The sequence below is a fragment of the Pseudomonas syringae group sp. 26L6 genome, from assembly GCF_032587815.1.
Classification (GTDB): Bacteria; Pseudomonadota; Gammaproteobacteria; order Pseudomonadales; family Pseudomonadaceae; genus Aquipseudomonas; species Aquipseudomonas amygdali.
In genome coordinates this window covers 229,424-249,145 of record NZ_JAWHPJ010000018.1, presented here as the reverse complement: position 1 = coordinate 249,145, position 19,722 = coordinate 229,424, and the positions used below count along the sequence as shown (strand labels likewise).

Here is a 19,722-nt window from a genome sequence, read left to right as displayed (position 1 = left end):
GTCATGCTTTATTATCCGGAATCTTTTTCAGCCCATCGAGAGGCGTGCGGCCCCCCCGCGGGCAGATGGCGCGCAGGAAGCCCGGACTAATAAGATGGCATTGAAATCCCCCGCGTTTCGTAAAAAATTTCCGTTGCTCGTAACCGGCAGTCTGCTGGCGATGCAACCTCTGGCCACTCAGTTCGTGGTCGCCGCGGAACAGTATGACTGCTCAGTCTCTGCTTCGGGTGCCTGGAACTGTGCGCCGAAATCCAATGCTGCTGCAGTGGACCTGCCTCCGCGCCCCGTGCATGACACGACGTCGGTCAGTTCCAACGGCACAGTCACCTCGCAAGGCACCTCTTCGGGTGAGCAGGTTGCGGGTACGCAACTGGTTACCGAAGCCAAGGGCAAAGGTCTGAGGTCGCGTAGTGCTGACTACAGCCACCTTGATTGGGTTCCTCGCGAAAAGCTGACCGCAGCACAACTGGCCGAGACCGGTCCGTATTGCTCGGGTGCCTACGTCGAGCCGATCCGCCCAGGCATGGACGACAAGACGCCGATGAAAGACGCGCCTATGTTCGTCGGAGCCAAGGCTTCGCGTTACGAACAGGAAGCGCAGGTCGCGACGCTGGCAGGTGATGTCGTGTTGCGCCAGGGCAGCATGCAGGTACAGGCTCAAGAGGCAGCACTGCATCAGGCCGAAAACCGTGGCGAGCTGAACGGCGATGTCCGTCTGCGCGACAACGGCGCGCTGATCGTCGGTGACAAGGCCGAGTTGCAACTCGATACCGGCGAAGCCCGTGTCGACAATGCCGAGTACGTCCTGCACAAGTCGAACATTCGCGGTAACGCCCTGTACGCCAAGCGTGCAGAGAACGCGATCATCCGGCTCAAGGACGGTACCTACACCTCGTGTGAGCCGAACAGCAACGCTTGGACGCTCAAGGGCAACAACATCACGCTGAACCCGGCCACCGGCTTTGGTACAGCGACCAACGTTACCCTGCGGGTCAAGGACATTCCGGTTCTGTACACGCCGTATATCTACTTCCCGATCGACGACCGTCGCCAGTCCGGCTTCCTGCCGCCGACCATTGCGGCAGGCGGCGATAACGGTTTCACGCTCGTTACTCCGTACTACTTCAACCTGGCACCGAACTACGACGCCACGTTGTACCCGCGTTACATGGCTGACCGCGGCCTGCTGATGGAAGGCGAGTTCCGCTACCTGACCAAAGGCAGCGAAGGCCAGTTTGGCGGCGCGTACCTGAACGACGAGAATGACGACCGCAAGCTGCAGTCGGACTATGACAAGACTCGCTGGATGATCAACTGGCAGCACAAGGGCGGGCTTGATACGCGCTGGCTGACCCAGGTTGATTACACCGACATCAGCGACCCGTATTACTTCCAGGATCTGGAAACCGATCAGATCGGCGTTAAACGGACTGACTTCCTCAACCAACAGGGCTCTTTGACCTACCGTGGCGACAGCTACTCGGCAGTGCTCAACGCTCAGGCTTACAAGCTGGCTACGGTTGCGAACGTTACGCCTTACAACCGCCTGCCACAGTTGACGCTCAACGGTACGTTGCCTTACAACCCGGGTGGTCTGAAGTTTGATTATCAGACTGAAGCCGTTCGCTTCGAACGTGATCTGCGCAGCGGCGCGTTCATCGATGAAGATGGCAACTCCGAGACACGCCTGGACAACAACATCACCGGCCTTGCCCGGGCAAACGGGGACCGCCTGAATCTGGCGCCGTCCGTCAGCCTGCCAATGAACTGGACCTATGGTTTCCTGACACCGAAGCTTAAGTACGTCTACACCCAGTACGCGTTGGACCTGGACAGTCAGGGCAAAAGCTCGCTTCTGGCTGGCGAGGAATACAGCAGTAGTCAAAGCCGCAGCGTGCCGATCTTCAGCGTCGACAGCGGCCTGTACTTCGACCGCAACACCAACTGGTTCGGCAAGGATTACCGTCAAACCCTGGAACCGCGCCTGTTCTATCTCTATGTACCCGAGAAAGACCAGACCGACATCCCGGTATTCGACACCAGCGAAAGCACGTTCAACTATGCCTCGCTGTTCCGTGACAACCGCTTCACCGGTTCCGACCGCATCGGCGACGAGAACAAGCTGTCGCTGGGTATCACCAACCGCTGGATTGAAAGCAACGGCTTTGAACGTCAACGCTTCAGCATCGGCCAGGCGCTGTATTTCGAAGACCGCAAGGTGCAATTGCCTGGCGTCGTGTTCGCTGATCGTGATGATGCGCGCGCCAACGTTTCGCCTTACGCACTGGAATATGAATACCGCTTCAACCGCGACTGGCGCTTCAACTCCGATTTCAACTGGGATCCGGACAGCAAGAGCACCCGTTCGGGCAGCGCAATGTTCCATTACCAGCCTGAAGACAACCCGAACAAGATCGTCAACCTCGGCTATCGCTATCGCAACGACCAGATTCGTTACGACGAAAGCACTGGCCGCTGGATCGTGGGGGGTGGCGACTACGGACGTCCGGGTGATGCCAACTACGTGAAGGACTACTACAAGATCCAGCAGCACGATTTCTCGGTCATCTGGCCAATCGTGCCGCAGTGGAGCCTGATCAGCCGCTGGCAGTATGACTACAACCGTGAGCGCACCATCGAAGCTTTCGGCGGGTTCGAGTACGACAACTGCTGCTGGAAAATGCGTCTGGTCAACCGCTATTGGGTCGACTACGACGAGTTCAGTCAGGCAGCGCCTCAGAACGAGAAAGGCGACCGCGGCATATTCCTACAAATCGTGTTGAAGGGGCTCGGCGGTGTAACTGGCGCCAAGGTAGACAGCTTCCTCGACAAAGGCATTCAAGGTTATCGTGAACGTGAAGACCAAGCTTTCTGATTGTCTGCGCCCGCTGATGCTGGGCGCGTTACTCCTGAGCGGTGCAGTGCATGCTGCGGTTCAACCTCTGGACAGTGTCGTGGCTATCGTCGACAACGATGTGATCATGAAAAGCCAGATGGACCAGCGTGTACGTGAGGTTCAGCAAACCATTGCCAAGCGCGGCTCTGGTGTACCGCCTGCAGAAGCCCTGCAACCACAGGTTCTGGATCGTCTGATTCTGGAAAACCTGCAGCTGCAGATGGGCGAACGGTCCGGCATTCGTGTCTCCGACGACGAACTCAATCAGGCCATTGGCACCATTGCCCAGCGCAACAACATGAGCGTGGAGCAGTTCCGCGCCGCGCTGGCTCATGACGGTTTGTCCTATAACGATGCACGCGAGCAGGTGCGCCGGGAAATGATCATCAGCCGTGTGCGTCAGCGCCGGGTGGCCGAACGTATCCAGGTATCCCAGCAGGAAGTGAAAAACTTCCTCGCCTCCGATCAGGGCAAGGCTCAGTTGTCTGAAGAGTTCCACCTGGCCAACATCCTGATCGCCACGCCTGACAGCGCCTCTTCGGATGCCATCCAGGCTGCAGCGGTCAAAGCCAAGGGCATTTATGACCAGTTGAAGAAAGGTGCTGACTTCACTCGACTCGCAGCCACCACATCCTCCAGCGAAAACGCACTGGAAGGCGGCGACATGGGCTGGCGCAAGGCTGCGCAACTGCCACCGCCATTCGGTGACATGCTCAGCGCAATGCCTGTCGGCGACGTGACGCCTCCAGCGCGCACGCCGGGCGGTTTCATCATCCTCAAGTTACTGGAAAAACGTGGCGGCCAGGGGCAGGCACAAATGCGTGATGAAGTGCATGTGCGTCATATCCTGATCAAACCAAGCGAGATCCGTAACGAAGAAGAGACCAAGCGTCTTGCCGAGAAAATCTACGACCGCATCCAGAATGGCGAAGACTTCGCCGAACTGGCGAAAAGCTTTTCGGAAGATCCGGGCTCGGCACTCAATGGCGGCGATCTGAACTGGGTTGATCCGAACTCTCTGGTTCCGGAGTTCCGTCAGGTCATGAACGAGACGCCACAAGGCGAATTGTCCAAACCGTTCAAGACCGCTTATGGCTGGCACGTTCTGGAAGTTCTCGGTCGTCGTTCCACGGATGCTACCGATCAGGCGCGTGAACAGCAGGCGTTGAACGTACTGCGTAACCGCAAGTACGACGAAGAGCTGCAAACCTGGCTGCGTCAGATCCGTGACGAAGCCTACGTTGAGATCAAACTCCCTGGCGCGACCCAGGCTGCGCAGTGAAACCCAAGCGTTTCGCCCTGACACCCGGCGAGCCGGCCGGCATAGGCCCTGACCTTTGCCTGCTGCTCGCCACGCAGCCTCAGCCATACCCCCTGATCGCCATCACCAGCCGTGACCTGCTCCTTGAGCGGGCCGCGCAACTGGGTGTGGCGGTCAGTCTGCTTGACGTCACCCCTGATACGCTTCCCGACCTGCCTGCGCCTGCCGGCAGTTTGTACGTCTGGGATACGCCCTTGGCAGCTGCGGTAGAAACCGGCGTACTGAACAAGGCCAATGCTGCATTCGTCCTGGAAACCCTGATTCGCGCGGGCCAGGGCTGCCTGGATGGGCTGTTCAGCGGCATGATCACCGCCCCGGTGCACAAAGGCGTGATCAACGACGGCGGTATCGCGTTTTCCGGACACACCGAATTTCTTGCCGAACTGACCCACACTGAACAGGTGGTGATGATGCTGGCGACCGGCGACCTGCGCGTGGCGCTGGTGACCACGCACCTGCCGTTGCGCGAGGTGGCTGATGCCATCACGCCAGACCGACTGGAGCGCGTGACACGCATCCTGCATGCCGATCTGGTGAACAAGTTCGGCATTGCCCGCCCGCGTATTCTGGTCTGCGGCCTCAACCCTCATGCAGGCGAAAGCGGGCATCTGGGCCGTGAAGAAATCGACATCATCGAACCGACTCTGGAGCGCCTGCGCAGCGAGGGCCTGGACTTACGCGGCCCACTGCCTGCCGACACTCTGTTTACCCCCAAATATCTGGAGCACTGCGACGCAGTGCTGGCGATGTACCACGATCAAGGCTTGCCCGTGCTGAAATACAAAGGTTTCGGCGCAGCAGTCAATGTGACGCTCGGCCTGCCAATCATCCGCACCTCTGTCGATCATGGCACGGCGCTGGACCTGGCTGGCACCGCAAACATCGACACCGGCAGCCTGCACGTTGCACTGCAAACCGCCTACCAGATGGCCGAGACCCATTCATGACCGAGCAATACCAACACCGGGCGCGCAAGCGTTTCGGTCAGAACTTCCTGCACGACGCAGGCGTTATCGACAAAATCCTGCGCGCCATTCGTGCCAAACCTGAAGACCGGCTGCTGGAAATCGGACCGGGCCAGGGCGCGCTGACCGAAGGGCTGCTCAACAGCGGCGCACAGCTGGACGTGGTCGAGCTGGACAAGGACCTGATCCCGATCCTCACCGGCCAGTTCGGCAACAAGCCAAATTTCAACCTGCATCAGGGTGATGCACTGAAGTTCGACTTCAACAGCCTGGGCGCCGAACCGCGCAGCCTGCGTGTCGTGGGCAACCTGCCGTACAACATCTCGACGCCGTTGATTTTTCATCTGTTGCAAAACGCCAGCCTGATCCGCGACATGCACTTCATGTTGCAGAAGGAGGTGGTCGAGCGCATGGCTGCCGGTCCCGGCGGCGGTGACTGGGGTCGCCTGTCGATCATGGTCCAGTACCATTGCCGCGTGGAGCATCTGTTCAACGTAGGGCCGGGGGCGTTCAACCCGCCGCCGAAAGTGGACTCGGCCATTGTGCGTCTCGTCCCTTACGAAACATTGCCGCACCCTGCCAAGGATCACCGCGTGCTGGAGCGGGTCGTGCGCGAAGCGTTCAACCAGCGTCGCAAGACCCTGCGCAATACACTCAAATTATTGCTGAGCAGTGACGAAATTACCGCTTCCGGGGTAGACGGCAGTCTGCGTCCCGAGCAACTCGACCTGGCTGCATTCGTCCGCCTGGCAGACACTCTCAGCGAAAAAGTTGTGACAGAGTGAACCCTGAGGACAGGTAAACGGCACTGCCAGTCGTCATTTCCCGCTTACTTGTCCTAGACTTGTCTACCTGCCGCACACGCCCTTTTTTCGTTATGGATTTCAAGGCCTATTGCATGCCCGATTCTCGTTACAAGGTCGACGTCAGCGTCGTCACACGCTTTCTCTCGGAACAGTCGCAACCCGAGCAGAATCGCTTCGCTTTCGCCTATACCATCACCGTGCACAACAACGGTGAATTACCTGCCAGGCTGCTGTCGCGTCACTGGGTCATCACCGACGGCGACGGCCATGTCGAAGAGGTGCGCGGCGAGGGCGTGGTCGGTCAGCAACCGTTGATCAAGGTCGGTAAAAGCCATACCTACAGCAGCGGTACGGTAATGACCACCCGCGTGGGCAATATGCAGGGTTCTTATCAGATGCTGGCTGAAGACGGTAAACGCTTTGATGCGGTCATAAAGCCCTTTCGTCTGGCCGTCCCGGGTTCGCTGCACTGATGGCGGTGTACGCCGTTGGTGACCTGCAAGGTTGCCTTGAACCTCTGCAATGCCTGCTCGAGCACGTCCACTTCAACCCCGAGCATGATCGACTCTGGCTGGTGGGCGATTTGGTCAATCGTGGCCCGCAATCGCTGGAAACACTTCGCTACCTGTACGGCCTCCGTGAATCGCTGGTGTGCGTGCTGGGCAATCATGACCTGCACCTGCTTGCGGTCGCCCGTAAACACGAACTGCTCAAAAAAGGCGACACGCTGCGCGAAATCCTTGAAGCGCCGGACCGTGACGAATTGCTCGGCTGGGTGCGTCGGCAAAAGCTGATGCACTATGATGCAGAACGCAACGTTGCCATGGTGCATGCGGGTATCGCGCCGCAGTGGTCGTTGAAAAAGGCCTTGAAGCACGCAGCCGAAGTCGAGCAGGCACTTCAGGAAGACCAGCTATATGGCGCTTTTCTCGACGGCATGTACGGCAACGAGCCGGCCAAGTGGGACAACGACCTGCAAGGCGTCACGCGTTTGCGGGTCATTACCAACTACTTCACCCGTATGCGCTTCTGCACCAGCGATGGCAAGCTCGACCTGAAGAGCAAGGAAGGCGTTGAAACCGCCATACCTGGCTATGCGCCCTGGTTCAGCCACCCGAAACGCAAGACCCGTGAGCTGAAAATCATTTTTGGCCACTGGGCGGCGCTTGAGGGTCGCTGCAACGAGCCGGGCGTCTTTGCCCTCGACAGCGGATGTGTCTGGGGCGGTTCGATGACGCTGCTCAACGTTGATACCCTTGAACGTCACCAGTGCAATTGCGATGCTGTCGGCCATGCCGCCAACGGGCTTGTTACAAGCGCACAGGCCGGCACCGCCACTAACCCCCAGGCTCAGGAGCCCACGCAATGACCGAATTCAAACGTATTCCACCTGAACAGGCACAGGCGCTGCGCGAGCAAGGCGCAGTGCTGGTCGATGTTCGTGATGCGCAGACCTTTCAAAGCAATCACATTCCTGACTCCGTGCATCTGGACAATTACTCGATTGCCGACTTCATCGCCAAGGCCGATCTGGACAAGCCGCTAGTCGTTGTCTGCTACCACGGCAACTCCAGCCAGAGCGCCGCAGCCTATCTGGTCGGCCAGGGTTTCTCCGAGGTGTACAGCGTCGACGGTGGTTTCGAGCTGTGGCGCGCCACTTACCCTGACGAAACCGTGCAAGGCTGATAAAAAATATTTTTATGACAGCTGATCCCGCGTTCTACGCGGGCTCGCGAGCCATCTGACGAACGGTCAGCCCGTCTTCTCGCGCATCCCTTCTTTATCTTTCCGAATCCGAACTATCCTTAGCCTAGGCCATCCGTATTCAGGGGAGAGCCGGTACACCGGCGCGTGGGTCATCGGTAGTTACTTTTAAGGTGTTCTGGGGGGAAACAGCAGCCGCATTGCGGTCGCTGCCAGCATCGACTGACGATCCGCCGCCGGCTCCACGTATCGAGCGAGGTGACGTCATGAGTATATTCAGCCACTTCCAACAACGCTTCGAAAGCACACGGCAAGAAGAGCTCTCGCTACAGGAGTATCTGGAGCTCTGCAAACAGGACCGCAGCGCCTATGCCTCTGCCGCAGAACGTCTTCTGCTGGCCATTGGCGAGCCCGAACTGGTGGATACCTCTACCAACTCCAGGCTCTCGCGAATATTCTCCAACAAGGTGATACGCCGCTATCCAGCCTTTGCCGACTTCCACGGGATGGAAGAATGCATCGACCAGATTGTTTCGTATTTCCGCCATGCCGCCCAAGGCCTGGAAGAGAAGAAGCAAATCCTTTACCTGCTCGGCCCGGTTGGCGGCGGTAAGTCGTCCCTGGCTGAAAAGCTCAAGCAACTGATCGAAAGAGTCCCGTTCTACGCCATCAAGGGCTCGCCAGTCTTCGAGTCGCCTCTGGGCCTGTTCAACGCCACTGAGGACGGCGCGATTCTGGAAGAAGACTTCGGAATTCCGCGACGCTACTTGAGCACTATCATGTCGCCGTGGGCGACCAAGCGCCTGGCCGAGTTCGGTGGTGACATCAGTCAGTTCAAGGTTGTGAAGCTCTACCCTTCGATTCTCAACCAGATCGCCGTAGCGAAAACCGAGCCCGGCGACGAAAACAACCAGGATATTTCCGCGCTGGTCGGCAAGGTCGATATTCGCAAACTGGAAGAATTCCCACAGAACGACGCCGACGCGTACAGCTACTCGGGAGCACTGTGCCGGGCCAACCAAGGCCTGATGGAATTCGTCGAGATGTTCAAGGCACCGATCAAGGTCCTTCACCCGCTTCTGACCGCGACCCAGGAGGGTAACTACAACAGCACCGAGGGGCTGGGAGCCATCCCGTTCACCGGTATTCTGCTGGCGCACTCCAACGAATCGGAATGGCACAGCTTCCGCAACAACAAGAACAACGAAGCCTTCATCGACCGTATCTACATCGTGAAGGTCCCGTACTGCCTGCGTGTCAGCGACGAGATCAAGATCTACGACAAGCTGCTGTTCAACAGCTCGCTGTCCAAAGCGCATTGCGCGCCTGACACCTTGAAGATGCTCGCGCAGTTCACCACGTTGTCGCGCCTCAAAGAGCCTGACAACTCCAACATCTACTCCAAGATGCGCGTGTATGACGGCGAAAACCTGAAAGATACCGACCCCAAAGCCAAGTCGATCCAGGAGTACCGCGACAGTGCGGGCGTCGACGAAGGCATGAACGGTCTCTCTACCCGCTTCGCGTTCAAGATTCTGTCCAAGGTCTTCAACTTCGATCCACACGAAATTGCTGCCAACCCGGTGCACCTGCTGTACGTACTGGAACAGCAGATCGAACAGGAGCAATTCCCGGCAGAGACGCGTGAACGCTACCTGCGTTTCATCAAGGAATACCTGGCACCCCGCTACATCGAGTTCATCGGCAAGGAAATCCAGACGGCGTACCTGGAATCCTACAGCGAGTACGGTCAGAACATTTTCGACCGCTACGTGCTGTATGCAGACTTCTGGATTCAGGATCAGGAATACCGCGATCCGGAAACCGGCGAGATTCTCAATCGCGTGGCCTTGAACGAGGAGCTGGAAAAGATCGAGAAACCGGCCGGCATCAGCAACCCGAAAGACTTCCGCAACGAAATCGTCAACTTCGTGCTGCGTGCCCGCGCCAACAACAACGGCAAGAATCCGACCTGGCTCAGCTACGAGAAGCTGCGCGTGGTGATCGAGAAGAAAATGTTCTCCAACACCGAGGACCTCCTGCCCGTCATCAGCTTCAATGCCAAGGCCAGCAAGGAGGATCAGCAGAAGCACAACGACTTCGTCACACGAATGGTCGAGAGGGGCTACACGGACAAGCAGGTACGTCTGCTGTCCGAATGGTATCTGCGCGTGCGGAAATCGCAATAAAGCAGCTGCAAGCTTCAAGCTATCAGCTGCAAGCGAAAAGCGATCGAGGCCCGGCTTCGGGATCGATGGCGCGCTCGCTTGCAGCTTGAAGCTTACAACTTGAAGCTCCCCGGAGGAGCCTATGAGCTATGTGATCGACCGACGTCTCAACGGCAAGAACAAGAGCACGGTAAACCGGCAGCGGTTTCTGCGGCGTTACCGTGACCACATTAAAAAGGCAGTGGAGGAAGCGGTCAGCCGGCGCTCCATTACTGACATGGAACACGGCGAGCAGATCAGTATTCCCGGACGCGACATTGACGAACCGGTGTTGCATCACGGTCGTGGCGGCAAACAGACCGTTGTTCATCCAGGCAACAAGGAGTTCACCACAGGCGAGCACATCGCTCGCCCTCAAGGCGGCGGTGGCGGCAAAGGGCCTGGCAAGGCAGGCAACTCCGGCGAAGGCATGGATGAGTTCTCGTTTCAGATTACTCAGGAAGAGTTTCTTGAATTCATGTTCGAAGACCTGGAGCTGCCGAACCTGGTCAAGCGCAACCTGACCGGTACCGACACCTTCAAGACCGTGCGCGCGGGTATCAGCAACGAAGGCAACCCTTCACGCATCAACATCATCCGTACCCTGCGCTCGGCGCATGCGCGACGCATTGCGCTGTCCGGCAGCAGCCGGGCAAAACTCAAAGAGGCAACTGTCGAGCTTGAGCGTATGAAGCGCGAAGAGCCCGACAACTTCGGCGATATTCAGGAACTGGAAGTAGAAATCGATCGACTGAAAGCACGTATTCGTCGCGTACCGTACCTCGACACGTTCGACCTCAAGTACAACCTGTTGGTCAAACAACCCAACCCCAGCTCCAAAGCGGTCATGTTTTGCCTGATGGACGTCTCCGGATCCATGACCCAGGCGACCAAAGACATCGCCAAGCGCTTCTTCATCCTGCTGTACCTGTTTCTCAAGCGTAATTACGACAAGATCGACGTTGTGTTCATTCGCCACCACACCAGCGCCCGGGAAGTGGACGAAGAAGAGTTTTTCTATTCTAGGGAAACGGGCGGCACCATCGTTTCCAGCGCATTGAAACTGATGCAGGAGATCATGGCCGAACGCTACCCAAGCAGCGACTGGAATATTTACGCGGCACAGGCCTCGGACGGAGACAACTGGAACGACGATTCGCCCATTTGCCGGGAAATCCTGACCAAACAGATCATGCCCTTCGTGCAGTACTACACGTACGTGGAGATCACGCCGCGTGAGCACCAGGCCTTGTGGTACGAATACGAGCGTATCGGTGAAGACTACGCCGACACGTTCGCCCAGCAGCAGCTGGTCTCTGCCGGTGATATTTATCCGGTATTCCGCGAACTCTTCCAGCGAAGGTTAGTGTCATGACCGCCAGAGAGCAGAAGCGCCAACCCCTTTCCACGGGGTCAGAGTGGACATTTGAACTGATCCGGGCCTACGACCGTGAGATCGGCAGAATTGCCGAACGGTATGCTCTGGACACCTATCCCAACCAGATTGAGGTGATCACTGCCGAACAGATGATGGATGCCTACGCCTCGGTGGGCATGCCCCTGGGCTACCATCACTGGTCATACGGCAAGCACTTTCTCAGCACTGAAAAATCCTATTCGCGTGGCCAGATGGGGCTGGCGTACGAGATTGTGATCAACTCGGACCCGTGCATTGCCTACCTGATGGAAGAAAACACCATCTGCATGCAGGCGCTGGTCGTTGCGCACGCCTGCTATGGCCACAACAGCTTCTTCAAGGGCAATTACCTGTTCCGCACCTGGACCGACGCCAGCTCGATCATTGATTATCTGGTGTTCGCCAAGCAGTACATCATGCAATGCGAGGAGCGGCATGGCATCGACGCCGTGGAAGATTTGCTCGACTCGTGCCACGCGTTGATGAACTACGGCGTGGACCGCTACAAGCGTCCGTATCCGATTTCCGCTGAAGAGGAACGGCGGCGTCAGAAGGATCGGGAAGAACATCTTCAGCGCCAGATCAACGATCTTTGGCGCACTATTCCGAAGAACGCCGAAAAAAACAGCAAAGAGGACAACGCACGCTTTCCTGCCGAGCCGCAGGAAAACATTCTCTATTTCATCGAGAAACACGCGCCGCTGCTGGAGCCCTGGCAGCGCGAAGTGGTGCGCATTGTGCGCAAGATCGCGCAGTACTTTTATCCACAGCGCCAGACCCAGGTGATGAACGAAGGCTGGGCAACGTTCTGGCATTACACGCTGATGAACGACCTGTACGACGAAGGACTGGTCACCGACGGCTTCATGATGGAGTTTCTGCAGTCGCACACCAGCGTGATTTTCCAGCCCGGTTTTGACAGCCCCTACTACAGCGGCATCAATCCCTACGCGCTGGGCTTTGCCATGTATCAGGACATACGCCGGATGTGCGAAAACCCTACCGATGAGGACCGGCAGTGGTTTCCGGAAATTGCCGGCACCGACTGGCTGACGGCGATCAAGTTTGCGATGACCAGCTTCAAGGACGAGAGCTTCATTCTCCAATACTTGTCGCCCAAGGTGATTCGCGACCTCAAGCTGTTCAGCATCATGGACGACGACCAGCAGGAAGACCTGCTGGTGCCTGCCATTCATGATGAAAACGGTTATCGGACCATTCGCGAGATCCTCGCTGCGCAATACAACCTGGGCAATCGGGAGCCCAACGTGCAGATCTACAGCATCGACCGCCGAGGCGATCGCTCGCTGACCCTGCGCCACCAACAGCACAACCGAAAACCGCTGGGCGATTCGACAGACGAGGTGCTCAAGCACCTGCACCGGCTGTGGGGCTTTGATATCCATCTCGAAACCCTGCAGGGCGATCAGGTGGTCAAGACCCATCATGTACCTCCAAAAGGCGAGCATGCCGACAGTGAGTATCCCCGGCTTGATATGGCGGTCGTCCATCTTTAGGCGTTAGGGAAAAGGCTGTTTAAACGGCTGCTCATGCAGCTTTAGCCTCCGCAAGCACGGCACAAGGTTTATCCTGTCGCGCTTACGGAGGCTTTTTATGCAGATTTATAAAGTGGGCGGTGCTGTACGCGACCGCCTCTTGGGTCAACCTGTCACTGATATTGATTGGGTCGTGGTCGGCGCGAGCACTGAGGACATGCTGGTCAAGGGCTATCGCCCGGTCGGCACAGACTTCCCGGTGTTTCTGCACCCGCTGACCAATGAGGAATACGCGCTGGCGCGCACCGAGCGCAAAAGCGGCGTGGGCTATGGAGGCTTTGTTTTTCACGCAAGCCCCGAGGTAACGCTTGAGCAGGACCTGATTCGGCGCGACCTGACGATCAATGCCATGGCCGAAGACAAGGACGGAAACCTGACCGACCCGTATAACGGTCAGAAAGACCTTGAAGCGCGAATATTGCGCCACGTTTCCCCCGCATTCGCCGAAGATCCGCTTAGGGTCTTGCGCGTGGCCCGGTTCGCAGCGCGCTACGCACGTTACGGTTTCACCATCGCACCCGAGACCTTGGGGCTGATGCGCCAGCTCAGTGAATCCGGCGAACTCAAGGCGCTGACTGCCGAACGAAGCTGGAAGGAAATCTCACGCGCCCTCATGGAAGAGCAGCCTCAGGTGTTCATCCAGGTACTGCACGACTGCGGCGCACTCAAGGAACTGATGCCTGAGGTTGAAGCGCTGTTTGGCGTGCCGCAGCCCGCTGCGCATCATCCGGAAATTGACACCGGCGTACACGTCCTCAGCGTGCTAGAGCAATCTGCGATTCACAAACACCCGCTGACCGTACGCTGGGCCTGCCTGCTGCACGATCTGGGCAAAGGGCTGACGCCAGAAGCCGAATGGCCCAGGCACATCGCCCATGAACATACCGGCCTGCGCCTGATTAAAGCGGTCAACGAGCGTTTCCGGGTACCCAGGGAATGCCAGGAACTGGCGCTACTGGTCGGCCAGTACCACACCCACGGCCATCGGGCGCTGGAACTGAAACCCTCGACTTTGCTGGAGCTGCTGCAAAGTTTCGACGTCTACCGTCGCCCGCAGCGTTTTGAAGAGTTCATTGCGGCGTGCGAGATGGACGCGCGAGGACGTCACGGCTTCGAACAACGCAGTTATCCACAGGCTGATTACCTGCGCGGTGCAGCACAGGCCGCTCGAGCGGTGTCAGTACAGCCGCTGCTGGAGAAAGGCTTCAAGGGCAAGGAACTGGGCGACGCGCTAAAGAACGAACGCCTCAAGGCGCTGAAAATCTATAAGGCGGAGCACGTCGCCTGACTCTAACTGACTACTATCGCTCCCACCCACCAGCGTGGGAGCACAGCCCTGGACGCTCTGCGTCCGATCTTCAGCACCCGAGAACCACGAACCCACTCAGCTACGCAGCAGACTCTCAGGCGTAAGGCCCAAGCCGCGCCATTCAAAAGCCACAGGCCAGAGCTGCTGATCGATCTGCGCGTCAGCCCAGAGCTTGCTGAAGGCAATCCCCACACCCGGATGCAGACGCTCAGGGGCAATCAATGCCAATGGGCACAGCACAAAGGCATTCTTCAGAATTTCCGCTCTCGGCAAAATCAAACCGTCGAAATTGCCGACCTGCTCGCCATACAACAGCACATCGATATCCAGCGGCAGCCCTTTGCGATCCGGGGCATAGCGGCCATTATCGGCCTCGATGAATTTCAGGCGGCGATCAAGCTCCATCAACGGCAGATCGGTCAACGCCGACACCACCAGATTGAAGAATGGCCCGCTCTTGATGCCCACCGCATGGCTTTCAAAAACCGGCGAGCAGCTGAGGTCAGTCAGAAAGCCATCCAGCGCATCCAGCCCGGCATGTAGATGACGCTCGCGCTCGATATTGCTCCCCAGGCCGAGGAAAATCCGCGTCAGCGACATCCGCGCTCGATCTCCACGCCCACACCGGCAGCGGCCGCGACAGCACCCGGCTTGGTCAGTTTCAGGCGCAGCCAAGGAATATTGAATTCACCCATCAGCACTTCAGCCAGTCGCTCGGCGAAGGTCTCCACCAGCTGGAACTGTGCCTGCTCGGCGAATGCCTGAATACGTGTCGAAACACTGGCGTAGTCGAGGGCCTTGCTCAGATCATCCCCAGCAGCTGCGGGGCGATTGTCCCAGGCGAAGCTGAGGTCAAGACGCAGGCACTGACGAATGCCGCGCTCCCAGTCATAGGCGCCAATGACCGTATCGACCTCAAGGCCCTCGATGAAAACTCTGTCCAAGCACTACTCTCCACTGCACGACAAGGGCGCGATGCGCCGTTAGAATCAGGGCATCCTCGCCCGGAATGGTTCGCATGTTTTGGTTACTGGCCACCTTCGCCTACCTGCTTGGCTCGCTGTCCTTCGCCATTCTGCTCAGCCGCCTGAGCGGCAGGCCAGACCCGCGCGCCAGTGGCTCGGGCAATGCCGGTGCTACCAACATGCTGCGTCTGGCCGGAAAAAAACTGGCCATCCTGACCCTGCTTGGCGACCTCTGCAAAGGCCTGCTGCCAATCCTGATCGCCAGCGCCTGGAACCTGAACATCGCGCAACAGGGCTGGATCGGCGTCTGCGCAGTGCTGGGCCACCTGTTCCCAGTGTACTTTCGCTTCCGTGGTGGCAAAGGTGTCGCAACAGCCGCCGGCGTGCTGCTGGGGCTGTACCTGCCCGCAGCCGCCCTGGCGATAGCGGCCTGGCTGCTGACGCTTTACCTGACGCGTACCAGCTCGCTTGCCGCCCTGATTGCCACACCGCTGACCCTGCCATTACTGGCATGGCAAGAACCTCATGCGCTGTTGCCGATGAGCGTATTGACGCTGCTCATCGTCTGGCGCCATCGCGGCAATCTACGCGACCTGCTCGCCGGGCGCGAACGACATTTCTGAAGGGCAACCTGAAATCATCGCACCCTCGCCTGTCATCACAGCCCCGGCAACTGCTCCATGGGCCAACGCGCCTGCACGCTGATGCTCAAATCCTCCTTCTGCCCTGCCTGCAAACGCTGACAGCCCGCAAAGGCGATCATTGCGCCGTTATCAGTACAGAACTCGGGCCTTGCGTAGTAAACATGGCCGCGCAGGCCGCCGAGCATGCTTTCCAGCGAAGCCCGCAGCGCCTTATTCGCGCTGACGCCGCCCGCAATGACCAGGCTCTTGAGGCCGGTCTGTTTGAGCGCACGCTTGCACTTGATGGTCAAAGTCTCCACTACCGCCTGCTGGAACGCCAGAGCGATGTCGCAGCGGGTTTGCTCGCTGTCGTCTCCAGCGCCCTGACATTGCTGCCAGGTATTGAGCGCAGAAGTTTTCAACCCGCTGAAACTGAATTCCAGCCCGGGACGATCAGTCATCGGCCGGGGAAAGACAAAACGCCCCGCCACACCCTGCATCGCCGCCTTGGAAATCTCCGGGCCGCCTGGGTATTGCATGCCCATCATTTTGGCGGTCTTGTCGAACGCCTCGCCTGCTGCATCGTCCAGCGTCTCGCCCAGCAGTTCGTACTGACCGATGCCATCGACGCGTACCAGTTGCGTGTGCCCACCGGACACCAGCAACGCGACGAACGGGAACTGCGGCGGGTTTTCTTCCAGCATCGGGGCCAGCAAATGGCCTTCCATGTGGTGAACGCCCAACGCCGGGATATCCCAGGCGAATGCCAGCGCCTGAGCGCACGAGGCGCCGACCAGCAATGCACCTACCAGACCCGGTCCGGCCGTGTAGGCAATGGCGTCGATGTCAGTGGCCACGCAGTCCGCCTCGGCCAGTGTCTGGCGAATCAGCGGCAGCATGCGCTTGACGTGATCGCGCGAAGCGAGCTCCGGCACCACACCGCCATAGGCGCGATGCAGGTCGATCTGGCTGAATAATGCGTCCGCGAGCAAACCGCGTTCGCTGTCGTACAACGCGACACCGGTTTCGTCGCAGGAGGTTTCTAATCCCAGTACTAGCATGGGGTTGCGCCTTGTAGGGGGCAGATTTGAAGGCGCGCATAATAGTCGTCGACCGAGGTGCCGACCAGCGGTTTTCGATCAGAGGCTTTGCATTCCTCTCAATGAGGGGTTAACATCCGCAACCCTTAAAAACCGACGTACTTTTGTGCAGTGTTTGCACTAAGCGTTGACCCCGGTAATGAATGAAGGTAGCTCTGGATGCCAGCCGTCAAAGTTAAAGAGAACGAACCCTTCGACGTAGCTCTGCGTCGTTTCAAGCGCTCCTGCGAAAAAGCCGGTGTTCTGGCTGAAGTTCGTAGCCGCGAATTTTACGAGAAGCCGACTTCGGAGCGTAAGCGCAAGGCAGCAGCTGCTGTCAAACGCCACGCCAAGAAAGTCCAGCGCGAACAGCGCCGCGCCGTTCGTCTGTATTAATTTACAGACCTTCGTCGCAAGCTTCTGCCTTGCCCGGCCAACCAGCCGGGCTGTCGGCAGTTCCAGCTTCGCTTTTTTGCGTTAACTGGATTGCGCGTTAGCTAGATTGATTGACCTCGTCCAGGCCGCCGATGCGACTCAGACATTCAATCAAGCACGTCCAGCCTGTTCACAGGCTACATCGGCCATGCCCACTCGGGCAGCAGACCGGTCGATGATAAGACGAGTATGCCTTGATGACTTCGCAAGAAGCTCAGCCAAGGCAGCGTCTTCCGTGCACCCAGGCTTATGTATCCGGGTTTTGTCACCCTCAGGTGGACACCCAGCGTGAAGCCTTATGACCTGCCCGCAGGCTCAAGTTTATTTCCCTTTCAGGCCCACACCGACCATCGGATGCAAAGACGTGCCCGTTGATTGCCCACGTCTTCAAAAAGACGGCTGACAGGCTGACGGAACGCTCGTAGAGTCTCCCGATACTTTTGCACCACGCTTGAATGATGAGAACGCCATGGCCGGGCTGATTCCCCAGAGCTTTATCGACGACCTTCTGAACCGCACCGACATTGTCGATATAGTCAGTTCGCGCGTGCAGCTCAAGAAAGCCGGGAAGAACTACACCGCCTGCTGCCCGTTCCACAAAGAAAAAACACCCTCTTTCAGCGTCAGCCCGGACAAACAGTTCTATTACTGCTTCGGCTGCGGCGCTGGCGGCAACGCGCTCGGCTTCATCATGGATCACGACAATCTGGATTTCCCCCAGGCTGTCGAAGACCTCGCCAAAGCAGCAGGCATGGAAGTGCCTCGCGAACAGGGCGTAAAAGGCCAGAAGCCCCGCCAGCCAACCGATTCCCCGCTCTACCCACTGCTGACCGCCGCCGCCGAGTTCTATCGCCAGGCGTTGAAAAGCCATCCATCGCGCAAGGCAGCGGTGGATTACCTCAAAGGCCGCGGGCTGTCCGGTGAAATCGCCAGAGACTTTGGCCTGGGCTTTGCTCCGCCAGGCTGGGACAACCTGTACAAGCACCTGAGCAGCGACTCACTGCAGCAAAAGGTCATGATCGATGCCGGTCTGCTGATCGAGAACGCCGAAACCGGCAAACGCTATGATCGCTTCCGTGACCGGGTGATGTTTCCGATACGCGACTCGCGCGGACGCGTCATCGCCTTTGGCGGGCGCGTGCTGGGTGATGACAAGCCCAAATACCTGAACTCGCCGGAAACACCGGTTTTCCACAAGGGCCAGGAGCTGTACGGGCTGTTCGAAGCCCGCAAATTCAATCGCAACCTCGATGAAATCATCGTCGTTGAAGGCTACATGGACGTCATCGCCCTGGCGCAGCAAGGTTTGCGCAATGCCGTGGCCACGCTGGGTACCGCGACCAGCGAAGAGCATTTGAAACGACTGTTCCGGGTCGTGCCCAACGTGCTGTTCTGCTTCGACGGCGATCAGGCCGGGCGCAATGCCGCGTGGCGGGCACTGGAAGCCACCCTGTCGAACCTGCAGGACGGGCGTCGGGCGCGCTTTTTGTTTCTTCCCGAGGGCGAAGACCCGGACACGCTAGTGCGCTCCGAAGGCACCGACGCGTTCAAGGCACGCATCAATCAGCACGCCCAGCCACTGGCCGATTATTTTTTCGAGCAACTGACCAAAGAGTCTGACCCACGCTCGCTGGAAGGCAAGGCGCACATGGCCACCCTCGCGGCGCCACTCATCGATAAAGTGCCTGGGGCGAACCTGCGCATTCTGATGCGCCAACGCCTGACCGAAATTACCGGGCTTACCGGCGAGGCCGTCAGTCAGTTGGTACAGAGCGCGCCGGTGGATGCGCCACCGAGCTACGACCCCTATGTCGATTACGACGCCATGCCTGACTTTGCCGATTACCAGCCTCAAGGCGGTTATGAGCCACAGCAGGAATGGACGCCAAAGAAAACAGGCGGTCAGAATCAAAAAAAATGGGACAACAAATCCTGGGGCAAAAAAGGTAAGCGTCAGGACTTCGAACCTCGAACGCCGCGTGTACCGACCGCTGTCGAGCCACCCATGCAGGCCGCACTGAGAACCTTGCTGCATCACCCTGAACTGGCCGAAAAGGTCGAAAATGCCAGCCATTTCGCTGCAGAAGACCAATCTAACGCGCAACTGCTGGTCGCCCTTATCGAAGCCAGGCAAAAGAATCCCAACCTGCGGTCGTTACAGTTGATAGCGAGGTGGCACGGGACTGAACAGGGCCGTTTGCTGCGCGCTCTGGCAGAAAAGGAATGGCTGATTGAGGCCGACAACCTTGAACAACAGTTTTTCGACACTATAACTAGCTTATCCGCTCGCCAACGCGAGCGCAGTCTGGAACATCTGATCAGCAAGGCTCGTCAAACCGAGTTGAGCGCAGAAGAGAAAATTCAGCTTAGGGAACTGCTAAATCGCAATGTTCCCGCACAAACCCCGACCTCAACTGGCGCGTGAGGTCATAGCTCGGG

17 protein-coding genes are annotated in these 19,722 nt (G+C 58.2%); 14 read left to right on the top strand and 3 right to left on the bottom strand.

All coding sequences use genetic code 11. The features are described from left to right. The first annotated feature begins 94 nt into the window (after positions 1 to 94). The 11 genes from RYA97_RS08740 (at position 95) to RYA97_RS08690 (ending at position 14,160) form a co-directional block, all read left to right on the top strand. Positions 95 to 2,875 (top strand): LPS-assembly protein LptD, encoded by a 2,781-nt coding sequence (locus RYA97_RS08740; protein WP_002551892.1) that lies wholly within the window; start codon positions 95 to 97, stop codon positions 2,873 to 2,875. Further along, positions 2,856 to 4,178, top strand: a complete 1,323-nt coding sequence (locus tag RYA97_RS08735; protein ID WP_002551891.1) for a peptidylprolyl isomerase — start codon at positions 2,856 to 2,858, stop codon at positions 4,176 to 4,178. Before RYA97_RS08740 ends, RYA97_RS08735 begins: the two co-directional genes overlap by 20 nt. After that, positions 4,175 to 5,164 (top strand): 4-hydroxythreonine-4-phosphate dehydrogenase PdxA, encoded by a 990-nt coding sequence (pdxA, locus tag RYA97_RS08730; RefSeq protein ID WP_005744001.1) that lies wholly within the window; start codon positions 4,175 to 4,177, stop codon positions 5,162 to 5,164. The genes RYA97_RS08735 and pdxA overlap by 4 nt, the downstream gene beginning before the upstream one ends. Then, complete coding sequence (rsmA, locus tag RYA97_RS08725) at positions 5,161 to 5,967, top strand: 16S rRNA (adenine(1518)-N(6)/adenine(1519)-N(6))-dimethyltransferase RsmA (RefSeq protein ID WP_004660123.1); 807 nt, start codon at positions 5,161 to 5,163, stop codon at positions 5,965 to 5,967. Before pdxA ends, rsmA begins: the two co-directional genes overlap by 4 nt. A 113-nt stretch (positions 5,968 to 6,080) precedes the next feature. Beyond that, positions 6,081 to 6,461: a Co2+/Mg2+ efflux protein ApaG gene (apaG, locus tag RYA97_RS08720; protein ID WP_316892135.1), complete on the top strand. Its 381-nt coding sequence runs from the start codon at positions 6,081 to 6,083 to the stop codon at positions 6,459 to 6,461. Continuing rightward, positions 6,461 to 7,357: a symmetrical bis(5'-nucleosyl)-tetraphosphatase gene (locus RYA97_RS08715; protein ID WP_316892133.1), complete on the top strand. Its 897-nt coding sequence runs from the start codon at positions 6,461 to 6,463 to the stop codon at positions 7,355 to 7,357. Before apaG ends, RYA97_RS08715 begins: the two co-directional genes overlap by 1 nt. Next, positions 7,354 to 7,674 (top strand): thiosulfate sulfurtransferase GlpE, encoded by a 321-nt coding sequence (gene glpE, locus RYA97_RS08710; protein WP_316886427.1) that lies wholly within the window; start codon positions 7,354 to 7,356, stop codon positions 7,672 to 7,674. The genes RYA97_RS08715 and glpE overlap by 4 nt, the downstream gene beginning before the upstream one ends. A gap of 284 nt (positions 7,675 to 7,958) precedes the next feature. Beyond that, positions 7,959 to 9,881: a PrkA family serine protein kinase gene (locus RYA97_RS08705; protein WP_002551885.1), complete on the top strand. Its 1,923-nt coding sequence runs from the start codon at positions 7,959 to 7,961 to the stop codon at positions 9,879 to 9,881. Between the two features lie 121 nt (positions 9,882 to 10,002). Beyond that, entirely contained in the window at positions 10,003 to 11,274 is a 1,272-nt protein-coding gene (locus tag RYA97_RS08700) for a YeaH/YhbH family protein (protein WP_002551884.1), read from the top strand. Beyond that, positions 11,271 to 12,833 carry a SpoVR family protein gene (locus tag RYA97_RS08695; protein ID WP_002551883.1) on the top strand — a complete coding sequence of 521 codons (1,563 nt, stop codon included), beginning with the start codon at positions 11,271 to 11,273 and terminating at the stop codon, positions 12,831 to 12,833. Before RYA97_RS08700 ends, RYA97_RS08695 begins: the two co-directional genes overlap by 4 nt. Positions 12,834 to 12,930: 97 nt before the next feature. Continuing rightward, positions 12,931 to 14,160, top strand: coding sequence for a multifunctional CCA addition/repair protein (locus RYA97_RS08690; RefSeq protein WP_316892130.1), 1,230 nt, complete (start codon positions 12,931 to 12,933; stop codon positions 14,158 to 14,160). A gap of 96 nt (positions 14,161 to 14,256) precedes the next feature. Here RYA97_RS08690 and folK read toward each other — a convergent pair whose 3' ends face one another. Continuing rightward, the gene (gene folK / locus RYA97_RS08685) at positions 14,257 to 14,781 is read right to left on the bottom strand and encodes a 2-amino-4-hydroxy-6-hydroxymethyldihydropteridine diphosphokinase (RefSeq protein WP_316886426.1); all 525 of its coding nucleotides are present in this window, start codon (positions 14,779 to 14,781) and stop codon (positions 14,257 to 14,259) included. Continuing rightward, complete coding sequence (folB, locus tag RYA97_RS08680; RefSeq protein ID WP_003316242.1) at positions 14,772 to 15,125, bottom strand: dihydroneopterin aldolase; 354 nt, start codon at positions 15,123 to 15,125, stop codon at positions 14,772 to 14,774. The genes folK and folB overlap by 10 nt, the downstream gene beginning before the upstream one ends. Positions 15,126 to 15,199: 74 nt before the next feature. On the opposite strand from folB, the gene plsY reads away from it, so the two are divergent. Beyond that, positions 15,200 to 15,769, top strand: coding sequence for a glycerol-3-phosphate 1-O-acyltransferase PlsY (gene plsY / locus RYA97_RS08675; RefSeq protein WP_316892127.1), 570 nt, complete (start codon positions 15,200 to 15,202; stop codon positions 15,767 to 15,769). A gap of 35 nt (positions 15,770 to 15,804) precedes the next feature. Here plsY and tsaD read toward each other — a convergent pair whose 3' ends face one another. Next, positions 15,805 to 16,830 (bottom strand): tRNA (adenosine(37)-N6)-threonylcarbamoyltransferase complex transferase subunit TsaD, encoded by a 1,026-nt coding sequence (tsaD, locus tag RYA97_RS08670; protein ID WP_316892125.1) that lies wholly within the window; start codon positions 16,828 to 16,830, stop codon positions 15,805 to 15,807. 198 nt (positions 16,831 to 17,028) lie between these two features. Here tsaD and rpsU point away from each other — a divergent pair, with 198 nt between their 5' ends. Then, positions 17,029 to 17,244 carry a 30S ribosomal protein S21 gene (gene rpsU / locus RYA97_RS08665; protein WP_002551877.1) on the top strand — a complete coding sequence of 72 codons (216 nt, stop codon included), beginning with the start codon at positions 17,029 to 17,031 and terminating at the stop codon, positions 17,242 to 17,244. A gap of 508 nt (positions 17,245 to 17,752) precedes the next feature. Then, positions 17,753 to 19,708, top strand: coding sequence for a DNA primase (gene dnaG / locus RYA97_RS08660; RefSeq protein WP_057403173.1), 1,956 nt, complete (start codon positions 17,753 to 17,755; stop codon positions 19,706 to 19,708). Positions 19,709 to 19,722: the final 14 nt, after the last annotated feature.

Excerpts from the sequence above, each read along its gene's own strand:
- RYA97_RS08740 (WP_002551892.1), top strand. The coding sequence starts at position 95 with ATGGCATTGAAATCCCCCGCGTTTCGTAAAAAATTTCCGTTGCTCGTA.
- rsmA (WP_004660123.1), top strand. The coding sequence starts at position 5,161 with ATGACCGAGCAATACCAACACCGGGCGCGCAAGCGTTTCGGTCAGAAC.
- apaG (WP_316892135.1), top strand. The coding sequence starts at position 6,081 with ATGCCCGATTCTCGTTACAAGGTCGACGTCAGCGTCGTCACACGCTTT.
- RYA97_RS08715 (WP_316892133.1), top strand. The coding sequence starts at position 6,461 with ATGGCGGTGTACGCCGTTGGTGACCTGCAAGGTTGCCTTGAACCTCTG.
- glpE (WP_316886427.1), top strand. The coding sequence starts at position 7,354 with ATGACCGAATTCAAACGTATTCCACCTGAACAGGCACAGGCGCTGCGC.
- RYA97_RS08705 (WP_002551885.1), top strand. The coding sequence starts at position 7,959 with ATGAGTATATTCAGCCACTTCCAACAACGCTTCGAAAGCACACGGCAA.
- RYA97_RS08700 (WP_002551884.1), top strand. The coding sequence starts at position 10,003 with ATGAGCTATGTGATCGACCGACGTCTCAACGGCAAGAACAAGAGCACG.
- RYA97_RS08695 (WP_002551883.1), top strand. The coding sequence starts at position 11,271 with ATGACCGCCAGAGAGCAGAAGCGCCAACCCCTTTCCACGGGGTCAGAG.
- RYA97_RS08690 (WP_316892130.1), top strand. The coding sequence starts at position 12,931 with ATGCAGATTTATAAAGTGGGCGGTGCTGTACGCGACCGCCTCTTGGGT.
- folK (WP_316886426.1), bottom strand. The coding sequence starts at position 14,781 with ATGTCGCTGACGCGGATTTTCCTCGGCCTGGGGAGCAATATCGAGCGC.
- plsY (WP_316892127.1), top strand. The coding sequence starts at position 15,200 with ATGTTTTGGTTACTGGCCACCTTCGCCTACCTGCTTGGCTCGCTGTCC.
- tsaD (WP_316892125.1), bottom strand. The coding sequence starts at position 16,830 with ATGCTAGTACTGGGATTAGAAACCTCCTGCGACGAAACCGGTGTCGCG.
- rpsU (WP_002551877.1), top strand. The coding sequence starts at position 17,029 with ATGCCAGCCGTCAAAGTTAAAGAGAACGAACCCTTCGACGTAGCTCTG.
- dnaG (WP_057403173.1), top strand. The coding sequence starts at position 17,753 with ATGGCCGGGCTGATTCCCCAGAGCTTTATCGACGACCTTCTGAACCGC.